Here is an 18,701-nt window from a genome sequence, read left to right as displayed (position 1 = left end):
TCCAGGGGACGGTCGCCTTCCCGTAGGTCCGTTCTCCCGTAGGTCGGTTTTCATGGACCTCAACACCATCACCGAAGTAAACCGGCAGCCGTCCGAGCAGCCAGGCATGGACTGGCACGAGGGCGACGCCTGGCTCGCCGGCGGAACATGGCTCTATTCCACGGAGCAGCCGGACCTGCGACGGCTGATCGACCTGACGGCGTTGCGTTGGGAGCCTATTGTTCCGACGGACGAGGGTCTGGAGATCAGCGCCACCTGCACCATTCGCGACCTGTACGCCTTTCCATGGCCGAAGACCTGGACCGCCGGAATTCTCTTCCGGGAGAGCTGCGAGGCATTCCTGTCCTCGTTCAAGGTCTGGAACGCGGCGACCGTCGGCGGAAACATTTGCATGTCCTTGCCAGCCGGCCCGATGATCACGATGACGGTCGCGCTTGAGGCACGGTACGAGCTGTGGGCGCCCGACGGCTCCGTACGCTTCGTCGACGCCCTCGATTTCGTCACGGGCGACCACCGCAACATTCTCGCCCCTGGGGAGATCCTCCGGCGCATCACCATTCCGGAGTACGCGCTGCGCAAACGCACCGCGCACCGTCGCTTCACGCTGACCCGGCTCGGCCGCTCGACGGTGTTCCTCGTCGGCACGCAACGTCCGGGAGCGAATGACCTGCTGCTCACCGTCACCGCCGGCACCACACGGCCGGTCCGCATCGCCTTCGTGTCCCTGCCCGATGCCCGAACCCTGCGGCAGAGCATCGACGCCGTGCCTGCCGACGTCTGGTTCGCCGATCCCAACGGGACCCCCGACCACCGTCTGCACCTGTCACGGCACTTCGCCGAAGAGATCCGCCGCGAACTCACGGCTGGGGACTTGCCATGACCTACATCGTGAACGGCCGGAGATTTGACCGGGAACCGGCGCCCGGCCAGTGTCTGCGCACGTTCCTGCGCGCACTCGGCCACTTCGGCGTCAAAAAGGGGTGTGACGCGGGCGACTGCGGCGCCTGCACGGTGTGGCTGGACGGCGTACCGGTACACAGCTGCATCACCCCCGCCTTCCGCGCGAACGGCCGTGAGGTGACCACGATCGAGGGCCTTGGGCGACCAGGCGCCCTGCATCCCATGCAGCGGCAGTTCGAGGACGCCCCGGGATTCCAGTGCGGGTTCTGCACCGCGGGGATGATCATGACGTCGGCGACCTTCACCGAGGACCAGAAGGCAGATCTGCCACGGGCGTTGAAGGGTAACCTCTGCCGCTGTACCGGATACCGGGCGATCGAGGACGCCGTGAAGGGCGTCAGTGCGGTGGAGACGGCAGCACCGGGAAAGGCCGTCGGGACGAGCGTCGGCGTGCCCGCGGCCCATGACGTGGTAACCGGTCACGCCGAGTTCACCATGGACACGCGGATCGACGGCATGCTGCACCTCAAGGTGCTGCACTCGCCCCACGCCCACGCCCGGATCCTCTCGATCGACAAGAGCGCCGCCCTCGCGGTGCCCGGCGTGCATCGGGTCTACACCTGGGAAGACGTACCCCGCAGACGCTTCACCACCGCGATCCACACCGACCACCTGGTCGACCCGGACGACACCTACATCCTCGACGACACGGTCCGCTTCGCCGGTCAGCGCGTCGCCGCGGTCCTGGCCGACACGATCGGGGCGGCGGAGGAGGGCTGCCGGCGTCTCGCGGTCGAGTACGAGGTGCTGCCGGCGGTGTTCGACCCGGAGGCGGCGATGGCCGACGGCGCACCCCAGCTGCACGGCTCCCACGATCCGTTCGTCCGCGACCCCGGCCACAACATCCTGGTCGAACTCCACTCGCACATCGGTGACGTCGACGTGGGGTTCGCCGCGGCCGACGTGATCCACGAAGGCACGTACTTCTCACCGCGGGTGCAGCACGCGCATCTGGAGACCCACGGTTCGATCGCCTGGATGGAGGACGGCCGGCTGAACGTCCGCACCAGTTCCCAGTCACCGTCGATCGCGAAAGTCAAGCTGGAGTACCTGTTCGCGCTGCGCCCAGACCAGGTGAGGGTGTTCTGCAAGCGCGTCGGCGGCGGATTCGGCGGCAAGCAGGAGGTGATCTCGGAGGACCTGGTCGCGCTCGCCACCCTGGACACCGGACGGCCCACCTGTTTCGAGTACACCCGTGAGGAGGAGTTCACCACGGCCTCGCCGCGGCATCCGATGAGCCTGACGGTCAAGCTCGGCGCGAAGGCTGACGGAACGCTCACAGCCCTCCAGGTACGCAACGTGTCGAACACCGGCGCCTACGGGAACCACGGCGGCGAAACGCTGTACGCGGGCGGAGCCGCCGTCATGATCTACCGCTGCCCCAACAAGAAGTACGACGCGTACTCCGTCTACACGAACACCGTGCCGAGCGGGGCGCTGCGCGGTTACGGCATGACGCAGCCAGCGTTCGCCGTGGAGTCGGCGATGGACGAACTGGCCCGCGTCCTGCACATCGACCCGCTCGAACTGCGCCGGCGCAACATCGTGCGGCCGGGTGAGCCCCTGCTCGCGATGCACGAGGGCCCCGACGACGTGATCTTCACCGAGGACGGCCTCGCCCGGTGCATCGACCTGGTGGGCGACGCCCTGGCTCGTACGGCCGACCAGCCGCCCCCCGGCCCCGAGTGGCTCGTCGGAGCCGGCGTGGCGAGTTCCCTCCACGAGACCGCGCCCCCGACGGACCACCTCTCCGAGGCATGGGTCACGCTGGGCGACGATCTCATCTACGAACTGGCCGTCGGCACCGTCGAGTTCGGGGAGGGAACCTCCACGGCCCATGTCCAGATCGCAGCCAACCAGCTGGGCACGACACCGTCACGGATCCGTCTGGTGCAGTCCGACACCGACCGCACGGGATTCGACACCGGCGCCTTCGCCAGCGCGGGCCTCTTCGTGGCGGGCAATGCGGTCCTGCGGGCGGCCAATGCCGTGCGCGACCGCATTCTGCAATTCGCCGCCGCGCACACGGGCATCCATGTCGTGATGTGCACGATGGACGACGACGGTGTCGTCTGCGGGGACCGGCGGGTGTCGCTGGCCGAACTCGTCGCGCTGGCCCGGAGACGTGGAATCCGCTTCACCGCCGCCCGCAAGGCATACGGCTCACCCCGGAGCGTCACCTCCAACACGCAGGGGTTCCGGGTCGCCGTGCACCGGGTGACGGGTGAGATACGGATCCTGTACAGCGTGCAGGCGGCCGACGCCGGGTTGATCATCAACCCGGCGCAGGTCCGGGGACAGGTGGAGGGCGGTGTGGCCCAGGGAATCGGCTTCGCGCTGACCGAGAACCATCAGGTCGACGGCAACGGCGTCATGGTCAACCCGAACCTCCGAAACTACCGCATCCCCACCTACGCCGACATCCCCCGTACCGAGGTCCTCCTGGTGGGCTCGGCGGATTCGGTCGGGCCCCTGCGGGCGAAGGGGATGGCGGAGTGCTGCATCAACCCAGTGGCCCCCGCGCTCGCGAACGCGGTGCATGACGCCACGGGTGTCCGCTACCGTGCGCTGCCGCTGACTCCGGAACGCATTTACGGCCGACTCCCCGCGGAGCAGTCGGTGTCGACAGGTTGAGCCACCATGAACACCGAAAGAAACGTAGCCGCCGCGGCTACGGCAATCATCGGCCAGAAGGTCCTGCCCGGGATGGAGCGGGAGTTCGAGTCATGGCAGGAGGATCTCAACGCCGCGGCCGCCTACTACCCCGGTTTCCTCGGCGCCGAGATCTCCCCGCCGACGGCGCTGCAGTCCGATTGGGTCGTGGTGTACCGGTTCGACTCGGTGGCGCATCTGCAGGCGTGGATCAACAGCGCGACCAGGCAGACGTATCTCGACGTCGGCGCCAAGTACTTCGACGGTCCAGCGACCCAGCAGGTGGTCAGCAGCGGCACCCAGTCACTGGATCCGCTGGTCACCGTGGTGGTCACTCACCGCGTCTCCCCGAACCAGGTCGACGACTTCCTCGCCTGGCAGCACCACATGGTCCAGGAGGAGAGCAAGTTCGAGGGGTTTCGCGGGACCGAGCTCTTCCGCCCCATCGAGGGGCTTCAGGAGGAATGGACCACGCTGTACCGCTACGACACTGCGGAACACCTCGACGCGTGGCTGACGTCGCCCCAACGGCAGAGGATCCTGGCCGAGGGCGAGAAGTTCAGCGACTTCCAACTGCGTACGATCGACAACTCGTTCGGCAGTTGGTTCGCCTTCGAGGGCAACGGCAAGGAGGCACCGTCGCCACCCTCCGAGACCAGGACCTCCCTCGCGGTCTGGGTCGGCCTCTACCCGACTGTCGTGCTGCTGACGCTTGCTCTGTCCCCGCTGCACATGCCGCTCTGGATCGGCCTGCTCGTGGGCAACCTGCTGTCGAGTTTCCTCATGAGCTTCCTGACCATGCCCTACTACGTGAACCCGATGCTCGGGCGATGGCTGCGGCCAGCACCGGACGAACCGGCCAGAGCCAATCTCCGTGGTCTCGGTATCGTCGCGGTGGCGATGGCCTTCTGGGTCGTCGTCTTCTACCTCGTCACAGTCCGGTTCTGGACGCTGCCCTGACCGGTGACATCGGTAGCCTGCGGTCCTGAAGCCGAGCGACTTCTTCACGAGGCAGTGCTGGTCGTCCGCGCGAAGGGGGTTCACCGTCCACACCCCGAACGGCACGTTCGTCACGCTCGGGGCACCGAAGTGGCCACTCGCGCGCGTGGCTGGCGCGGCACTCGGACGTGCGGCGATCGTCAACGGCCGCCCCGGCGGCATCTCCTGGAGCGAAGACGGCACCCCGCTTTCCCTCCTCGTCTTCACGGTCACCGAGCATCACATCACCGACATCACCGCAGTGGTCGACCCTGCCAAGGCAGGGCGTGTCCACCGGAGGCGTGCGTCCGGCCAGCGGGGGGCCACCCGCCCGACACCGGCCTGGTGTCGGCAAGCGCCGGCCTAGACGCACGCCCGCCAGAACTCGCGCATCAGTGGGTTCGGGGTCGGGCCGCGCATGGCCACCTGGGTCAGCAGGATCGTGACCGTGTTCGTCGCCGGGATCACATGGGCCGTCGTCCCCGTGCCGCCGACCCAGCCGTAGCGGCCGGGGACGTTCCACGGGTCGATCGGTTCGACGTCGACCTGGCCGCCGTAGCCCCAGCCCTGGCCTTCCAGGAAGAGCGTCACGTTCTCGCGTTGCGCCGCGGTGAGGTGATTGCTCGTCATCCGGCTCACCGAGCTCGGAGACAGCAGGTCACCGCCCCCGGACAGCAGCATGCGGGCGAAGGCCAGCCAGTCGTCGGCTGTCGAGACCAGCCCGCCGCCGCCCGAAGGGAAGCGCGGAGGGCTGCTGAAATCGCCGTCCGGGGTGTCCGTGAGTTGCAGTTCGCCGGTTTCCGAGGGGGCGTAGGACCAGGTGAACCGGTCCCGTTTCGCCGTCGGGACCTCGAACGCGGTGTCCTTCATCCCCAGTGGCTCGAAGATCCGCACGCTCAGGAACTCCGGCAGGGTCAGCCCGGTCACACGGGCAGCCAGCAGCCCCTGCAGGGCGGACGCCGTGCCGTACAGCCAGGCCTCGCCGGGCTGGTGGAGCAGCGGTACCTCTGCGAGCCGGGCCAGCCATTCGTCCGGGCCGGGCCAGCTCTGCAGGGGGCGACTGTGATCCTGCACCTGCAACAGCGCCTTGGCAGCCGGCAGCGAGAAATCGGAGGGCAGGCCCCAGCCGGGGCGGGAGGTGAGCAGGTCCTCCACCCTGATCGAACGGGCCGCCGGGACCACGTCGTCGACGGGGCTCTGCGGTGTGCGGACCACGTGCGGCTTCGCCAGCTCCGGCAGCCACTCGTCGATCGGGTCCTCCAGCGCGATGCGGCCCTCATCAAGCAGAGTCAGCACCGCCGCCGCCATGATCGGCTTGGTGATCGAGGCGATCCTGAAGATCGACTCCCGGGTCATCGGGACGCTGCCACCGGCGTCGGCCGACCCCACGGCGACCACCTCGACGTCGTCGCCGCGGGCGACCAGGGCGACGGCACCGGGGACGGTTCCGTCGTCGACACGTCGCCGCAGTGTCTCGTACAGCGTGCTGCTCATCCTTCGGCCTTCCGGTGGGCGGGAAGCTACACCGGGTACGACCGTGCCCGGCACCCGAAGTCATCGGTACCGGGCACTCGGGCGGCTGCGGGATCTTGCTGCAGGCCACCGGAGTCGCCGCAGGTGCGTCACGGGGCCTGCGGCGGACGTCGTCTTGTTCGCTCAGTGGACGTCAAGGACGGCTTTGCCCGGCACGCGCCGGCCTGCGAGTTCGGCTGCCGCCCGCGCCGCCTGTGTCCAGTCGGCGCGGAGGGCGACTTGCGGGTCCAGTTCGCCGCGGGCGGTGAGTGCGGCCAGCCAGGTGAGGTCGGCGCCCAGTCCAACGGCGTCGTCCAGCAGGTAGTAGGTGACGATCTGGCGGTTGTGGCGACGGCCGTTGCCGAAGAGGGCTCCGTAGGGAAACTGCTCGCCGTCGCCGGATATGTGACCTGCGGCCACCAGCACGCCATTGTCGGTCAGCGCGCCGTGTGCGGCGACCATGTGGGCGCCGCCGACCAGTTCGACCACGCCGTGTACCGGTTCGATGTGCTGGAGCGCGGCCAGGTCGGTGACGATCTCATCAGCGCCGAGTGCGCGAAGTGCGTCCGCTTTCGCCGGATCGCTGGTCACTGCGGTGACATGTGCGCCGCCTCGGGCCGCGAGCTGCAGCGTGAAGCGGCCCACGCCGCCGCCCGCGCCGGTCACCAGGACCCGCCGTCCGAGGATCGGGCCGATGCGGTGCAGGGCACGCAGGGCTGTGCCCGCTGCGACCGGCAGTGTGCTGATCGGACCGAGGTCGGCTCCCTCCGGCACGGTGCCTATCAGATTGGTGTCCACGGCGCGCAGTTCGGCCCAGGCGCCGTCCGGCCCCAGGGTGACGACGGGGGTGCCGACTGCGGGACCGGAGCCGTCGGCGGCTGCGCGGACGACGACGCCCGCGGCGTCCCAGCCGGGCACCGTGCCGGCTTCGCCCTCGGGGACCACGTGGTGGACCTCGCCGGCGTTGAGGGAGAACGAGTGGACCTGAATCAGGGCCTGGTGGGTGGCGGGTTCGGGGTCAGCGACCTCGGTGAGCGAGAGGTGTCCCGGGGCCGAGTGGTCGATCGTTAATGCCTTCACAGCGAGAGATATTGCCACTGAGTGGCATAAGCCTACAAGGGGCAAACGCGGCTGCTAGGCTTTGCCTCGTGCCCAAGGACCCGGAAGAACTGCCGCTGCGCGAGCGCAAGAAACTGCGCACCCGTCAGGCTCTGGTCGATACCGCCCTTGAGCTGTTCACCGCGCGGGACTTCACCACCGTCACGCTGGACGAGATCGTCGAAGCGGTGGAAGTCTCCAAGCGCACCTTCTTCCGCACGTTCGCCTCGAAGGAAGACGTGGCCCTGGCCCCGGAGAAGGAACTGTGGGCCGCCTACGTCACCGATATCGAGAGCCGGCCCCTGACCGGCGAGCACCTCCTCGGCGCCTACAAAGACGCGCTGTTCGCGGCACTTGAGCGGATGACGGACGGATGGGAACGGCGCTTCCAGGCCAGCCGCAACCTGGCCGACCGCACCCCCGCGCTGACCGCGCACAGCCTGCGCCACTGCTCAGAGGTCTCCGCGAACGTGGTTCGGATCGTGGAACACCGGTTGGCCGGGAAGTCCCCTGGCCACACCGAACTGCGCCTTCTGCTCGACCTCATGCTGGCTGCGTGGCACCGCGCGCTGGAGGCATGGGCCTCGTCGGACGCAGCACAGCAGGACCGTACGGCACTCATCCGGCACATGCGCCAGGCTTTCGCAGCGATCCCTGCGGTCGCGGCACTGGCGGCGCAGGACCCGGTTTGATCACTTGGCGTCCAAGGCGGCAGAAGGTCATGTGTAGCGGGCCGCTCCACCCAGGAGATGAGCGGCCGAGTCCCCTGCTAGTGTGCGCCGATGTCAGCGATCAAGAAGTTTCAGGTCACCTTCGACTGCGCAGAGCCTGAGCGTCTCGCTCGTTTCTGGTGCGAGGTGTTGGGGTACGTCGTGCCGCCGCCACCGGAGGGGTTTGACACGTGGGACGCCTACAAGCGTTCACAGCCGCCTGAGCAGCGGGATTCCTGGTTCGCCTGCGTAGATCCCTCAGGGGTCGGCCCGCGACTGTACTTCCAGCGCGTTCCCGAAGGGAAGGCCGTCAAGAACCGGGTGCATCTTGATGTGCGGGTCGGCACCGGACTTGTGGGTGAAGCGCGCCTCGCCGCGCTTGAGGCCGAATGTGCGCGACTGGTCCCGCTTGGCGCGGTACATGTACGAACCCTGTATGACGGCAACGATGCGTGCATCCCGATGCTGGACATCGAGGGCAACGAGTTCTGTATCGACTGAGCGATCTCCGAGCCGAAGAGGTGGGAAGCCGCCTTCCTGGGCTGTGTCGGTTGCGGGGCTGTAGTTGGCCCGTGAGGGCGATTCACGCTGCCGGCTCGATGCGGAGTTCGGTGAGCAGGTGGCGGACGCGCTGCTCGATCTCGTCGCGGATCGGTCGGACGGCCTCGATGCCCTGGCCTGCCGGGTCGGCGAGCTGCCAGTCGAGGTATCGCTTGCCGGGGAAGTAGGGGCAGGCGTCGCCGCAGCCCATGGTGATCACGACATCGGAGGTCTGCACCGCCTCGGTGGTGAGGACCTTGGGGGTCTCGGCGGAGATGTCGATGCCGACCTCTTTCATGGCCTCCGCCACGGCCGGGTTCACGGCATTGGCGGGGGCGGATCCTGCCGAGCGGACCTGGACGCGGGCGCCGCCTAGGTGGGTGAGGAAGGCGGCTGCCATCTGGGAGCGTCCGGCGTTGTGCACGCAGACGAACAGGACGGAGGGGCGGGCGGGAGTGCTCATCGGGCCAGAGTGCTTTCTGCGGTGGTACGGGTGGGTGCGGCGGGCTGCTGACTGTCGTCGGGAATGATGATGTCGTCCTCGCTCACGGGGGTCGGGCGGCCGAAGCAGACGGTGACCAGGCCGAGGCCTGCGGCGGCGCCGATCAGCTGGGCAGCCACAAACGGCAGCACGGAGGTGGGGGCGATGCCGGCGAAGGTGTCGGTGAAGGCGCGGCCGATCGTGACGGCCGGGTTGGCGAAGCTGGTGGAGGAGGTGAACCAGTACGCCGCGCCGATGTAGGAGGCGACCAGCAGCGGCGCCAGGTGCGCGCGGCCGACGCGGGCCAGGCCGAAGATGAGCCAGACCAGTCCGGCGGTGGCTATGACCTCCCCCAGCCACAGAGGGCTGGAGAACCGGTCGTGGGTGGAGAAGCGCACCAGTGGTTTGCCGAACATGGCGTCGGCCAGCACCGCGCCGCCGATCGCCCCGGTGATCTGGGCGGGCAGGTACGCGGCGACGTCCCGCAGAGTGGGGGCCTCGCCGGTGCGGCGGCCGCTGGACCAGGCTGCGAGGGTGACCACCGGGTTGAAGTGCGCCCCGGACACCCCTCCGAGCAGGGCGATCAGCACGCCGAGGTCGAACACGGTGGCGAGGGAGTTGGCCAGCAGCTGCGTCCCGACATCGCGTGTCAGTTCGGTGGCCTGGATCCCGGAGCCGACCACCACCGTGACCAGCGCGGCCGTGCCCAGTCCCTCGACGGCCGCTCGCCGCAGCAGCGGGGCCGGCGCGCTCACGCGGGGGCCTTCGTGGAGGCGGCGGGGATCTGGAGCAGGGCGGACAGCTTCGCCAGCGCCTCGGGCAGCACCCAGTAGTACACCCAGGTCCCGCGCCGCTCGGAGCCGACCAGCCCGGCCTCCCGCAACACCTTCAGGTGGTGGGAGATCGTCGGCTGGGACACGTCGAACGGACCGACGAGGTCGCACACGCACGCCTCGCCGCCCTCGTGGGAGGCAATCAGGGACAGCAGCCGCAGTCGGATCGGGTCCGACAGCGCTTTGAACATCCGCGACAGCTCGGCCGCTGCCTCCTCGCCGAGGGGCTCGCGGACCATCGGCGCGCAGCACGCCGTCTCGTCGTCTTGCCCGAGCACCGGCAGACCAGGTTGTTTCGACATTCCTCAATATTGACAGTCGTCGATCCCGGTGGCAAGGTCGACTGTATCGACAGATGTCGAAACAAGCCCTTTGATGGGAGACCGCCATGTCCCGTGTTCAGCTCGCCCTGCGCGTCGCCGACCTCGACGCCTCGATCACCTTCTACTCCAAGTTGTTCGGGGCCGAGCCCGCCAAGCGCCGCGAGGGCTACGCCAACTTCGCCATCGCCGAGCCCCCGCTCAAGCTCGTCCTCATCGAGGGCGAGACCGGCGAGGACACCCGTCTGGACCATCTCGGCGTCGAGGTCGCGTCCACCGAGGACGTCACCGCGGCCACCGCCCGGCTCAAGGACGCGGGCCTGGCGACCTTCGAGGAGAGCGACACCGCCTGCTGCTACGCCCTCCAGGACAAGGTGTGGGTCACCGGCCCCGGCAAGGAACCATGGGAGGTCTACGTCGTGAAGGCCGACGCCGACACCCTGCAGAAGGCCGCCACCGCTCCGGGCGACTGCTGCGGCACGTCGGAGTTCCGTCAGCCCGCGCCGGACGCCGGCCGCCTGTGACGATCCTGCCCTTCGTCCGTGCTCGTCAATGCGTCTGGTGGCGGTGCAGCCGTCCGTGGTTGCGCCACCAGGCCACCTTCCCGTCGGGTCCACGTACGAAGTCGGAGCGGGTGCCGACCGGTCTGCCCTCGTCGTCGAGGTCGAGTCCGAAGTCCTTTCGGTAGAAGGCGACTCCGGGGTCGGTGATCTGCTTCTGGGTCGTCTGGGTGCCCTTCAACTGTCCGTTGTGCCGGTGGAGTTCGATGACGGTGTCCTCCACGGCGCCCTTGTCGTTGATCCGCTGCGCGATGTAGCGGCCCTCGTAGGGCGCCAGCTCCTCGCTGGTCAAGACCTTGGGTGTGGCCGGCAGGTTGGTCACCCCGGCGAACCGGCTGAGGGCCCAGTCATCGGTGAACAGCTCGTCCCTGAGCCGGGTCCCGCCTTCCGAGTTGGTCAGCAGGGTGAGAGCGAAGCCGCGGCGGGGAACCATCAGGAAGCCCGAGATCTGGCCCGGCCAGGTCCCGCCGTGTTGCACGATCCGTGGTCCTTGGGCCGTCGGGCGCAGCATCCAGGTGACTCCCATGCCGTCGAGTTCCACGACGAGCGTGCCACCGGGGCCGGGTTTGGAGCGCATCTGTTCCAGCGATGACCTGCTCAGCAGTCGCGTGCCGTCAGGGGCCGTACCGTCTCCGAGGTGGAAGCGGGCCCAGCTCAGCTGGTCGCGCACGCTGGAGATCAGGCCGCCGGTCGGCGCGAGGCTGCGGGGCTGGGTCCAGAAGGAGGGCTCCAGCACGGCCTTGCCGTCGACGACGTCGTGTGACGCCGCGACGTTGAAGCCCACGATCTCGTCACTGGAGAAGCGGCTGTGGTCGAGCCCGAGCGGATCGATGACCAGTTTGCGCACCGCGGCCTCGTAGGTCGTGCCCATCACCACCTCGATGATCCGGCCGGCCACGCACAGCGCCGCGTTGTTGTAGGCGAACACCTCCCCGGGGTCGGTGAGTTGGGGAAGCCGGGCCATGGATGCCACGAAGCGGGCCAGCGCGTCGTCGCCGGGGCCGAAGTCCTGGTAGTCGTCGCCCAGCCACCCGGCACTGTGGTTGAGCAGCTGCCGCACGGTGACCTGCGCCGACGCGTACGGGTCGGCCACCGAGAAATCCGGGAGGTAGCGGCGCACGGGGGCGTCCAGCTCGACCTCGCCCCGCTCGACCAGCCGCATGAGTGTCGTGCCGGTGAAGGTCTTGGTGGTCGAGCCGACCCGGAAGACGGTGTCACCGTCGACCGGCACCGGATGGTCGACATTGGTGATCCCGTACCCCTTGACGTACTCCTGACCGTTCCAGAGCACGCCGACGGCCGCTCCCGGTATCGCGTACGCCTTCATGCCCTCCTCGATCTTGGCGTCGAGCTCGGCGAACAATGAGCTCCCCGTGCCGCCCGTGCCGCCGCCGTGGACAGCGGATCGCGGTGACGCGGCCGCCGTCGCCGCCGGTCCCAGTGAGACGGTCGCGCAGCCCACCGCTGCCGCAGCGTTCAGAAAGCCACGTCGAGACCACCGCGTGGGACCGGGGAGTTCGGGCGGCGCGGAGCGCGCGGTGTCGGAGCCGGCCGACAGCAGGTCGTCATTCACCGGTACCGGCTCCCTCGCTGCCGATGACGAACGGCGCCGGTTTCACGGAGCTCACGCACCGGGTGTCGGGGTGCTCGGGGTCGTCGAAGAAGGAGGTGATCACCTCTGCCCCGCACGGATGGTCGAACGTCCCGTGGGCGACACCGGCCAGGGTCACCACCGTCGAGCGGGAGAGCGTCCGTGCCACGTACTGCCCCCACTGAGCCCCGGTCTGAGCGTCGAAACTGCCGGAGATGGCCAGGGTGGGGATGCTGCTCCGGGTGACCTCGCGAACGGAGTCGGGTGCCTTCGGGACGTCCCAGGCCTGGCACGCCTGCCGCAGGAACGGCAGCTGAGGCGCCTGAGCCAGGACCGAACGGGGGAGCTCGGGGAAAGCTCGCTGCCCCTTGGCGAGCTGTTCGGCGGGCGTCTCGAACGGAACCCATTCGCTGCACCACACGCTCAGCGACAACCCGTGAGCGAACATCCCCTGCGAGCCGGGAAGCCAGGCGGCCGCCCACTGCTCCGCGATGCGCTCCGGGTGACCGTGGGCCAACTCGTCCACGCCCACCGGGAAGGTCTGGGGGGCGTGACTGGCACGCACCATCCAGTTCAGCAGCGCCCCGCCGTCGAGGACCACCTTCACCCTGCCAACCTGCGGCACCGTCACGTGCGTGGTGACCGGGTGAGCCTCCAGCTGGCGCACCATGCGCAGGTAGGTGGCACCGATGTCCGGGTAGCGCTGCCGGCAGGAGGTCTGTGCCGCACAGGCGCTCACGATGTTGTCGAACGATTCGCGCATGCTGCTCCACGTCCACCCGGGCGTCGCCACCGACGGCGGTACGACGCCGTCGACGGTCACGGAGCGGATCCCTTCGGGGAACATGCGCATGTAGGTCAGCGCCAGTTGCGTGCCGTAGGAATGCGACAGGACGTTCCACTCGCGGATTCCCAGGGCCTTGCGCAGATCCGCCACGTCAGCTGCGTTCTCGCTGGTGTTGTAGTCGGCCGGATCGGCTCCCTGGGCTGTCAGGCGCTCGCGGCACCGGGCGGCCGCCTGGGCGTACCGGTCTCCGGTGGAAGGTGCGTCGTAGAGGAGGTGGACGCGCTCACCGTAGAACCGGTCGATCTCGGGACACGTCAGTGGCCGCTGGGACGAGAGCGTGCCGCGCTGGGACAGGACGACCAGATCGCGGTCGCGGTTCAGCCCGGCCTCGGTGAGTTCGGATATGTTCCCCAGGCCGTCCGCGCCGGGCCCGCCGGAGAGGAACACGATCGGGTCGGGGTGCGGCTTCGGCGATGACGAGCCGACGAGCGCGACGGCCAGGCGAAGGGTTCGCGTGGACGGGTGGGCCCGGTTCTCCGGTACGACGAGGAAGCCGCAGCGGGTGTCCTTGAGTTCTCCGTAAGTGGTCGGGCACGGAGCGGGCTCGAACCGCGACGTCCCCTGCGTCTGCGCCGTCGAGGCCTGGGGCAGGGTGAGCACGGTTCCCGGAAAGATCCAGTGGCCCCGGTCACTGGAGGCGTATCCGTGCTGACGGGCCTCGTCCTCGATGGTCTGCTGGTTGAGGGTGTAGACGCTGCCCCACCGCAGTGCGTCGCCGAGGGTCTGCTGGGCGATGTCCCACAGCGTGTTTCCGGAGGCGACGGTGTGCGTGGCGGCCTTCGAGCGTGCGGGTATGGACTCGCCGGCCGGCCGTCCCGGTGACAGGCCGGGCCGTGAGTAGCTGAGGCGCGGTGGGGAGTCCTCCCCCGCTACTGGCTTCTGGCGGGTGGTCGACACGCCGGACGTGGCGTCGGCCGGGGCCGCGGACAGCACCGTCAGGCCGGTCAGGAACATGGCGGCTGCGGCAGCTGTGCCGCGGTTGCGTATGGGCATGTCGTCCTTCCGCATCGGTGCCGTGACAGGCCCTCGGCACCGATCGAACTCGTCACCATTTGGCTGGGGTCGTCAGACGCCATGCTGCGAAGACCACTCGTACCTCGCACTCCGGCAGGTCCAATGGGGTCATGGACGCGCCACCCGATGGCGACGGTGCCCTGTTGGACTGCGATCAGATGTGCTGATGGGTCTCGTACATCCGTACCGCGACGACGATGCCCGCGGTGGCGGTGAGGCCTGCGACGGCCCAGATGGCGGTGGTGAGACCGTAGGCGTCGGCGAGGGCTCCGGCCAGGAGGGCGCCGACGGCGAAGCCGCCGTCGCGCCAGAGGCGGTAGACGCCGACGGCGCGGGCACGCCAGGCGGGGTGGGCGACGTCGCCGATGACGGCGAGCAGGGTCGGGTAGACGAGGGCGGTGCCCGCACCGAGCAGGATCTGGGCGAGTGCCCAGACACCGAAGGTCGTGCCGGTGGCGACCAGGCCTATGGCAGCGGCTTGGAGGAGCATGCCGGCGGTGATGAGGTGCTTGCGGCCGGTGCGGTCGGACCACCAGCCGGTGAGGATCTGCCCGAGACCCCAGACGGCGGGGTAGAGGGCGGCGAGCAGGCCGACCTGTCCGATCGTCAGGCCGTGGGCGGCGAAGAGCAGGGGGAAGATGCCCCAGGCGAGGGCGTCGTTGAGGTTGTTGACCAGGCCCGCCCAGCTGGCGGAGGACAGGGCTTTGTCGGTGAGGCTGGTGGTACGGGCTATCTGACCGGTCGTGAGTTCAGCGTGGTGGCCGGGGTCCGCCGGGGCGGGGTGGAGGGCCGCTTCGGCTCGGGCGTGCTCGCGGGTCTCGCGGACGGTGAGGACCGAGAGGCCGAGGCCGAGGGCGGCGTAGGCGATGCCGACGAAGAACGGCTGCGGCCGGAGCCCCCAGTGGGCGGCGATGGCGCCGGTGGCCATCGCGGTGCCTGCCACCGCCAGGTAGCCGGCGGCCTCGTTGCAGCCCATCGCGAGTCCGCGCCGGGCGGGGCCGACGAGGTCGATCTTCATGATGACGGTGGTGGACCAGGTCAGGCCCTGGTTGACGCCGAGCAGCACGTTGGCCAGGACGACCCAACCCCAGGAGGGGGCCCAGATCAGCAGCAGCGGCACCGGCAGGGCGACGATCCAGCCCGCCACCAGGATGGGTTTGCGGCCGTGGCGGTCGGAGAGGGTTCCGGCGAAGAAGTTGGTGACCGCCTTGGTCGCGCCGAACGCGACGATGTAGGTGAGCGCGGCGGTGTAGGCGGACAGATGGAAGGTACGGTCGGCCAGCAGCGGCAGGACGGAGCGTTCCTGGCCGAGCATGCCGCCCACCAGCGCATTGACCGCGACCAGCAGTGAGAACTGCGCCAGGTTGGCCCGCAGGCCGAGCCGGATGCCGTCGTGACCGGGGCTGGTGCTGCCGGGGCTGGTGCCGGGGTCGGTGGTGGTCACGAGCCGTCCGCCAAGCGGCCGCCGGTGGCCTTGGCCCAGTCGGCGGCGCCGCCGACCAGCACTGCCAGGTCGCGGGTGCCGTGGCGGGCCAGGATGCTGGCGGCCGTCATGGCGCGTTCGCCGTGCCCGCACATCACCACTGCCCCGTCGGCGGCGGCCTGCCCGTCGGCGCCGAGGTCGCCGAGCTCGCGGTGGGCGGCTCCGGGGATGTGCCCGGCGGTGAACTCGGCGTCCTGTCGCACGTCCAGCACCGGCCGGGTGCCGATCCGGTCGGCCGTCACGAGCTCGATCGTGTCGATCGAGCCGCCGTCGGCACGCCAGGCGTCCATGCCGCCGTCGAGCTGTCCCGCCAGCCGGTCGTAGCCGATCTTCGCGGCCTGCCAGGCCAGGTCCGCGCCGTCCTGGTCTGGTTCGAGCAGGAAGACGAGCGGCACGTCCGGTGGCAGCAGCCAGCCGATCCACGTCGCGAACGCGGGCCGCAGCGGGTTGGAGAGGGCGCCGGGGATGTGCCCCGCGGCGAAGGCGGCGGCCGATCTGGCATCGACCAGGTGGGCGCCGTCGGCCAGCAGGGCGCGCACCTGCTGTGGGGTCAGCGGGTCGAGGCCCGGTGCGGTGGTCAGCAGAGCGGGCCCGCGGCGGTTGATTTCACTGAGGCGCTCGAAGTACGCGGGGTAGGAGCCGAGCGAGCCGAGGAGGCGGGCCACGAAGGCGTCCTCGTCCGGAGCTGCGAACAGGTCGTTCGCGGCCTTCTGAGCACCGACGGTGGTGGTGCGCTCGGCTCCGGACGGGGCCGAGCAGAACGAGCCGGCGCCGTGGGTCGGCCACACCGCGGTCGCGTCCGGCAGCATGCTCAAGCGTTGCAGCGACCGGTACTGGGCGCGGGCCAGTTCCTCCGCGCGGTCGGCGCCGAGCAGGTCGGTGCGGGCGGCGGAGCCGACGATCAGCGACCCGCCGGTGAACACGCCGAGCTCCCGGGTGCCGTCGAGGAGCAGGAAGGACAGGTGCTCGTCGGTGTGGCCGGGTGTGGCGAGCGCCCGCAGGGTCAGTCCGCCCAGGTCCACCTCGTCGCCGTCGTCGAGCGCGGTGTGCGAGAAGGTGCGGTGGCCGGCGGCGGAGGCCAGCACCGTGGCACCGTCGTCGTGCGCGAGCTGGAGCGCGCCGGTGAGGAAGTCGGCGTGCAGGTGGGTGTCGGCGGCGAACGCCACGGTGAGGCCGCGCTCGGCAGCGGCGGCCCGCAGTGCCCGCAGGTCGCGTGCGGGGTCGACGGCGAGGGCGCGGCCGTCGCCGAGGTCGACCAGGTAGGCGCTGTTGCCCAGACCTTCGTCGACCAGCGGTATCAGGTGCTCGTCACAGCCCATGGCGCTCTCCAGCTTCACGGCGAGGCGGGTGGTGTTCCACCCGGGCCACCCATACACTATTCCATGGATTTATGGAGGATGCCATGGGAGACCCCACCCGCAAGGCCGCCCTGTACGACGCCCTCGCGACCACGGGCAAGGCGCTGGCCAACGGCAAACGCCTGGAACTGCTCGACCTCCTCGCCCAGGGCGAGCGCAGCGTCGACGCCCTGGCCAAGGCCGCCGGTCTCGGCATGACCACTGCATCGGCGCACCTGCAGACCCTCAAGCAGGCCGGACTCGTCGCCACACGCCGTGACGGGGTGCGCATTTACTACCGGCTCGCCGGCGACGACGTCGCCGCCCTGTACGCGCTGCTGCAGCAGGTCGCCCGCACCCACCTCGCCGCCACCGAGCAGGCCCGCGCCGCCTACCTGGGCCCCGAGGACACCGACCACCTCACCCGCGAGGAACTGCTGGAGCGGGTCAAGGCCGGCACCGCCACCCTGATCGACGTGCGCCCGGCCGAGGAGTACGCCGCCGGTCACATCCCCGGCGCGCTGTCCATCCCCCTCGACCAGCTGGAAGCGCGCCTGGCCGAACTTCCCGCCGACACCGAGGTCGTGGCCTACTGCCGGGGGTCCAACTGCGTCTTCGCCCACGACGCCGTCCGCCTGCTGACCGCGCACGGCCGCGAGGCGAAACGGCTGGCCGACGGCATGCTCGAATGGCGCCTGGCGTCCCTGCCCGTCGAGGCAGACGCCGCATGACCGACACCGACGGCTCCGACCGGCGCTCGGGCCACTGCGCTGCCATGCTGGACACCGGGTGACGGGCTGCTTCCGAGCGAGGTGACGATCATGATCGATCTGGCATCACGGCTCTCCCGCTCGCCGCATCTGGGATCACGGCTTTCCCGCCCGCCGCAGTCGCCCGGAAGCGCGCCGTGGCCGGGGCACGAGTACGTCAAGGGCTGGGGTGTCTTCGCGCTGCCCTTCGACTCCGGCCACGTCCTCGCGCTACGGGTCTTCCCCGAAGGCTCCTTCGGTCCCTACCGGACGGTGTGGCACCGCACCCCCGACGGCCGGTGGTCCATCCACGTCGACGGCCCCCGCCTCGATACCGCCTGCCCCCGCTACTACGGGGCAGCCTGTGAGCGCACCGGCTTCGCCCGCATCCAGCTCACCTGGACCGGACCCGCCTCACTGCGGGTGACGATGGACTCGCCCTCCCTCGACTGGACGCTGACCGCCCGCTCCACGCCCGTCCTCGCCGCGATGAACGCCGTCAGTTCGGCGTTGCCGCTCGCGAGTTGGCGCGTGAGGCCGCTGGTGCGAAGCCGGGAGCTGATGGCCCGCGCGCTCGGGCTGGGCCGCGTGCAGATGACCGGCGTGATGCCGAGCGGGCACGTCGGCACCTTGATGCCCGAGCAGATGTACTACATCGCCGACGCCCGGGCCGTTCTCGACGACACCGACCTCGGACGTCCGGTCCGGCTGAAGCGCAACCCCCGCATCGGCGAAGTGCCACTCCCCGCGCGCGGCATCCTGGCCGTCGGCCAGGCGGCCTGGCAGATCCGGTCTGCGTGATCGAACATGCACGTCCACGCGCGGAGGTGCGGATCTCTTCGTCGTCCAACTTGTGCATGGACCGGCGACGATTCCACCTGATCAGCCGTTTGTGCGGAGGACCGGATCGCCCGCAGCAGCGGATCGATCCGGTCCCACATCGCATCAGTGATCACTGATCGGGCCTACGCATCCGATCAACTGACAACCGGCCAAGACACGCGCCAGCCCCGCACTTCCGGGCCGCCGTGCGTTT

17 protein-coding genes are annotated in these 18,701 nt (G+C 69.6%); 8 read left to right on the top strand and 9 right to left on the bottom strand.

Annotated elements, in window-relative coordinates:
- Positions 1–52: 52 nt before the first annotated feature.
- Genes C3489_RS10795 through C3489_RS10785 form a run of 3 tightly spaced genes read left to right on the top strand, consistent with a single transcriptional unit; the run spans position 53 to position 4,572 of the window.
- Entirely contained in the window at positions 53–880 is an 828-nt protein-coding gene (locus C3489_RS10795) for an FAD binding domain-containing protein (RefSeq protein ID WP_103781544.1), read from the top strand.
- Positions 877–3,594 carry a molybdopterin-dependent oxidoreductase gene (locus C3489_RS10790; RefSeq protein ID WP_103781543.1) on the top strand — a complete coding sequence of 906 codons (2,718 nt, stop codon included), beginning with the start codon at positions 877–879 and terminating at the stop codon, positions 3,592–3,594. Before C3489_RS10795 ends, C3489_RS10790 begins: the two co-directional genes overlap by 4 nt.
- A 6-nt stretch (positions 3,595–3,600) precedes the next feature.
- Positions 3,601–4,572 carry an antibiotic biosynthesis monooxygenase gene (locus C3489_RS10785; RefSeq protein WP_103781542.1) on the top strand — a complete coding sequence of 324 codons (972 nt, stop codon included), beginning with the start codon at positions 3,601–3,603 and terminating at the stop codon, positions 4,570–4,572.
- 381 nt (positions 4,573–4,953) lie between these two features.
- Here the strand turns inward: C3489_RS10785 and C3489_RS10775 are convergent, their stop codons facing one another.
- Together C3489_RS10775 and C3489_RS10770 are read right to left on the bottom strand one after the other, a co-directional pair.
- Positions 4,954–6,084, bottom strand: a complete 1,131-nt coding sequence (locus C3489_RS10775) for a serine hydrolase (protein ID WP_103781541.1) — start codon at positions 6,082–6,084, stop codon at positions 4,954–4,956.
- Between the two features lie 162 nt (positions 6,085–6,246).
- A complete protein-coding gene (locus tag C3489_RS10770; protein ID WP_103781540.1) occupies positions 6,247–7,182 on the bottom strand; it encodes a zinc-binding dehydrogenase in 936 nt (311 codons plus the stop codon).
- Positions 7,183–7,250: 68 nt separating this feature from the next.
- On the opposite strand from C3489_RS10770, the gene C3489_RS10765 reads away from it, so the two are divergent.
- Entirely contained in the window at positions 7,251–7,892 is a 642-nt protein-coding gene (locus C3489_RS10765; protein WP_103781539.1) for a TetR/AcrR family transcriptional regulator, read from the top strand.
- Positions 7,893–7,982: 90 nt separating this feature from the next.
- Positions 7,983–8,411 carry a VOC family protein gene (locus C3489_RS10760; protein WP_103781538.1) on the top strand — a complete coding sequence of 143 codons (429 nt, stop codon included), beginning with the start codon at positions 7,983–7,985 and terminating at the stop codon, positions 8,409–8,411.
- An 82-nt stretch (positions 8,412–8,493) separates the two neighbouring features.
- Here C3489_RS10760 and C3489_RS10755 read toward each other — a convergent pair whose 3' ends face one another.
- Genes C3489_RS10755 through C3489_RS10745 form a run of 3 tightly spaced genes read right to left on the bottom strand, consistent with a single transcriptional unit; the run spans position 8,494 to position 10,066 of the window.
- Positions 8,494–8,913 carry an arsenate reductase ArsC gene (locus tag C3489_RS10755; RefSeq protein ID WP_103781537.1) on the bottom strand — a complete coding sequence of 140 codons (420 nt, stop codon included), beginning with the start codon at positions 8,911–8,913 and terminating at the stop codon, positions 8,494–8,496.
- On the bottom strand, positions 8,910–9,686 hold the full coding sequence (locus C3489_RS10750) for an MIP/aquaporin family protein (RefSeq protein ID WP_103781536.1): 777 nt from the start codon (positions 9,684–9,686) through the stop codon (positions 8,910–8,912). Before C3489_RS10750 ends, C3489_RS10755 begins: the two co-directional genes overlap by 4 nt.
- Positions 9,683–10,066 (bottom strand): helix-turn-helix transcriptional regulator, encoded by a 384-nt coding sequence (locus C3489_RS10745; protein ID WP_103781535.1) that lies wholly within the window; start codon positions 10,064–10,066, stop codon positions 9,683–9,685. Before C3489_RS10745 ends, C3489_RS10750 begins: the two co-directional genes overlap by 4 nt.
- An 86-nt stretch (positions 10,067–10,152) precedes the next feature.
- On the opposite strand from C3489_RS10745, the gene C3489_RS10740 reads away from it, so the two are divergent.
- Positions 10,153–10,608 carry an ArsI/CadI family heavy metal resistance metalloenzyme gene (locus tag C3489_RS10740; RefSeq protein WP_103781534.1) on the top strand — a complete coding sequence of 152 codons (456 nt, stop codon included), beginning with the start codon at positions 10,153–10,155 and terminating at the stop codon, positions 10,606–10,608.
- A 25-nt stretch (positions 10,609–10,633) separates the two neighbouring features.
- Here C3489_RS10740 and C3489_RS10735 read toward each other — a convergent pair whose 3' ends face one another.
- From C3489_RS10735 to C3489_RS10720, 4 genes are all read right to left on the bottom strand, one after another.
- Positions 10,634–12,007 (bottom strand): serine hydrolase, encoded by a 1,374-nt coding sequence (locus C3489_RS10735; protein ID WP_219821943.1) that lies wholly within the window; start codon positions 12,005–12,007, stop codon positions 10,634–10,636.
- A 202-nt stretch (positions 12,008–12,209) separates the two neighbouring features.
- Complete coding sequence (locus C3489_RS10730) at positions 12,210–14,075, bottom strand: alpha/beta fold hydrolase (RefSeq protein WP_181139621.1); 1,866 nt, start codon at positions 14,073–14,075, stop codon at positions 12,210–12,212.
- A 175-nt stretch (positions 14,076–14,250) separates the two neighbouring features.
- Positions 14,251–15,540, bottom strand: a complete 1,290-nt coding sequence (locus C3489_RS10725) for an MFS transporter (protein WP_181139619.1) — start codon at positions 15,538–15,540, stop codon at positions 14,251–14,253.
- A complete protein-coding gene (locus C3489_RS10720) occupies positions 15,537–16,916 on the bottom strand; it encodes a rhodanese-like domain-containing protein (protein WP_258054634.1) in 1,380 nt (459 codons plus the stop codon). Before C3489_RS10720 ends, C3489_RS10725 begins: the two co-directional genes overlap by 4 nt.
- Before the next feature lie 65 nt (positions 16,917–16,981).
- Here C3489_RS10720 and C3489_RS10715 point away from each other — a divergent pair, with 65 nt between their 5' ends.
- Both C3489_RS10715 and C3489_RS10710 read left to right on the top strand, forming a co-directional pair.
- Positions 16,982–17,647 carry a metalloregulator ArsR/SmtB family transcription factor gene (locus C3489_RS10715; protein WP_103781533.1) on the top strand — a complete coding sequence of 222 codons (666 nt, stop codon included), beginning with the start codon at positions 16,982–16,984 and terminating at the stop codon, positions 17,645–17,647.
- A gap of 90 nt (positions 17,648–17,737) precedes the next feature.
- A complete protein-coding gene (locus C3489_RS10710) occupies positions 17,738–18,466 on the top strand; it encodes a hypothetical protein (RefSeq protein WP_219821941.1) in 729 nt (242 codons plus the stop codon).
- Positions 18,467–18,701 lie beyond the last annotated feature (235 nt).

This window comes from Streptomyces sp. Ru71 (genome assembly GCF_002920535.1).
Taxonomy (GTDB): Bacteria; Actinomycetota; Actinomycetes; order Streptomycetales; family Streptomycetaceae; genus Streptomyces.
This window is presented reverse-complemented; position numbering and strand designations above follow the sequence as displayed.